Origin of the sequence: Anabaena sp. 4-3 (assembly GCF_001597745.1) — a bacterium.
Classification (GTDB): domain Bacteria; phylum Cyanobacteriota; class Cyanobacteriia; order Cyanobacteriales; family Nostocaceae; genus Trichormus.
In genome coordinates this window covers 1-3,148 of sequence record NZ_LUHJ01000008.1, presented here as the reverse complement: position 1 = coordinate 3,148, position 3,148 = coordinate 1, and the positions used below count along the sequence as shown (strand labels likewise).

The 3,148-nt window shown below is 51.1% G+C and carries 1 rRNA gene; it reads right to left on the bottom strand.

The features are described 5' to 3' along the window. Nucleotides 1-178: 178 nt before the first annotated feature. Nucleotides 179-3,000, bottom strand: a 23S ribosomal RNA gene (locus A3775_RS00445). Nucleotides 3,001-3,148 lie beyond the last annotated feature (148 nt).

Below are 3,148 nucleotides of genomic sequence, written 5' to 3'. Positions count from 1 at the left end.
AAAATTCAAAATTCAAAATTCAAAATTCAAAAAAGAATCGAGAATTTCAAATTCGAGGGTACAGATACCCTGAAGACTGCAAGAAACGCGACTTTTGATGTTCACCAATGTTTGGTTCAAAGCCCAAAACCCAATTTTCTTTTTTTTGAATTTGGAATTTGGAATTTTGAATTGAGATGAGGTCAAGCCCTCGGTCTGTTAGCACGGCTCGGCTACATACATTACTGCACTTCCACCTACCGCCTAAGAACCTGTGTTCTACAGGTGACCTTACCCACCTACGTGGTGAGAACACTCATCTTGAGGTGGGCTTCCCACTTAGATGCTTTCAGCGGTTATCCGCTCCGCACTTGGCTACCCAGCGTCTACTGCGGGTGCAATAACTGGTACACCAGCGGTGCGTCCTTCCCGGTCCTCTCGTACTAAGGAAGGCTCCTCTCAATGTTCTTACGCCTGCACCGGATATGGACCGAACTGTCTCACGACGTTCTGAACCCAGCTCACGTACCGCTTTAATGGGCGAACAGCCCAACCCTTGGGACGTACTTCCGCCCCAGGTTGCGATGAGCCGACATCGAGGTGCCAAACCTCCCCGTCGATGTGGACTCTTGGGGGAGATCAGCCTGTTATCCCTAGAGTAACTTTTATCCGTTGAGCGACGGCCATTCCACTCTGCGCCGTCGGATCACTAAGGCCTACTTTCGTACCTGCTCGACTTGTCGGTCTTGCAGTCAAGCTCCCTGATTGCCTTTACACTCGACGCACGGTTTCCAAGCGTGCTGAGGGAACCTTTGCGCGCCTCCGTTACCTTTTAGGAGGCGACCGCCCCAGTCAAACTGCCCACCTGAAACTGTCCTTCTACCGGATAACGGTAGCAAGTTAGAATCCTAGCTTCGCCAGAGTGGTATCTCACCGTTGGCTCCATATCCCCCACAAGGGATACTTCTTCGCCTCCCACCTATCCTGCGCAAGCGAAGCCCGGACACAATTCCAGGCTACAGTAAAGCTTCATAGGGTCTTTCTGTCCAGGTGCAGGCAGTCCGTATCTTCACAGACATTCCTATTTCGCCGAGTCTCTCTCTGAGACACCATCCAGATCGTTACGCCTTTCGTGCGGGTCGGAACTTACCCGACAAGGAATTTCGCTACCTTAGGACCGTTATAGTTACGGCCGCCGTTCACCGGGGCTTCGGTCGTCAGCTTCATGTTGCCACTGACCAACTTCCTTAACCTTCCGGCACTGGGCAGGCGTCAGCCCCCATACTTCCTCTTGCGAGTTGGCGGAGACCTGTGTTTTTGGTAAACAGTCGCCTGGATCTCTTCACTGCGACCCACTCTCGTGGGCACCCCTTCTTCCGAAGTTACGGGGCCATTTTGCCGAGTTCCTTAGAGAGAGTTATCTCGCGCCCCTTGGTATTCTCAACCTCCCTACCTGTGTCGGTTTCGGGTACGGGTACGATATGTTCATCACATTACTAGCTTTTCTTGGCACTATCCTTCACCACGCGACGGTCGTAACCGTCTCCCAAACCAATCAGGGTGTGGCTTTCTTTCATGCGTCCCTAGCAATGCTCCCATACCATAGTCAGGGATTGTTGACCCTGTGTCCATCGACTACGCCTTTCGGCCTCGCCTTAGGTCCCGACTAACCCAGAGTGGACGAACCTGGCTCTGGAACCCTTAGGGTTTCGGGGCATTGGATTCTCACCAATGTTTGCGCTACTCAAGCCGACATTCTCACTTCCGTTTCGTCCACAGCTGCTCGCCGCTACTGCTTCTTCCTACCACGGAACGCTCCCCTACCGATTAATACAATTAATCCCACAGCTTCGGTACATCGCTTAGCCCCGTTCATTTTCGGCGCAGGAACGCTTGACTAGTGAGCTATTACGCACTCTTTCAAGGGTGGCTGCTTCTAGGCAAACCTCCTAGTTGTCTGTGCATTCCCACCTCCTTTATCACTTAGCGATGATTTGGGGACCTTAGCTGGTGGTCTGGGCTGTTTCCCTCTTGACGATGAAGCTTATCCCCCACCGTCTCACTGGCAATGTGTGCATCGGGTATTCTGAGTTTGTCTCGATTTGGTACCGGTCTCCCAGCCCGCACCGAAACAGTGCTTTACCCCCCGACTATATTCATTACCGCTGCGCCTCAACACATTTCGGGGAGAACCAGCTAGCTCCTGGTTCGATTGGCATTTCACCCCTAACCACACCTCATCCGCCGATTTTTCAACATCGGTCGGTTCGGACCTCCACTTGGTTTTACCCAAGCTTCATCCTGGACATGGTTAGATCACCAGGGTTCGGGTCTATAAATACTGATTATCGCCCTCTTCAGACTCGGTTTCCCTTTGGCTCCAGCATTCTCGCTTTAACCTACCAGTACCTATAACTCGCCGGCTCATTCTTCAACAGGCACGCGGTCATCCGTTTAATCGGACTCCCACTGCTTGTAAGCTGACGGTTTCATGTTCTATTTCACTCCCCTTCCGGGGTTCTTTTCACCTTTCCCTCGCGGTACTTGTTCTCTATCGGTCACACAGTAGTATTTAGCCTTACGAGATGGTCCTCGCTGATTCACATGGGATTCCTCGTGCCCCATGCTACTCGGGATGCAGCTTCTATCCTTGAGTTTTCGACTACAAGACTTTCACTTTCTCTGGTGCGGTACTTAGCCGCTTCGTCTAACCGCTAGATTCGATGTCGCTGTCCCACTACCCCAAAAAGCAAGCTTTTTGGTTTAGGCTTTTCCCCTTTCGCTCACCACTACTGAGGGAATCTCTCTTGATTTCTTTTCCTCCAGCTACTAAGATGTTTCAGTTCGCTGGGTTGGCTCTTTCCTGTCTATATATTCAACAGGTAGTATTCAGGGTTGCCCCATTCGGACACCTCCGGCTCTTAGTTTGCTTCCAACTCCCCGGAGCATTTCGTCGGTAACCACGTCCTTCTTCGCCTCTGTGTGCCTAGGTATCCACCATCAGCTCTTATTAGCTTGACCACTTTCCATTGGTTTCCATCCTGCAAACACCTACACTTAATGTCTGTGTCTGCCTGCTATCTTTCGCGTTTCTATGCAGTTTTCAAGGTTCTGGCTGGATACAAACCCAGCAGTCTAACTATTAATTCATCTAGCTAGTTGCTGAATT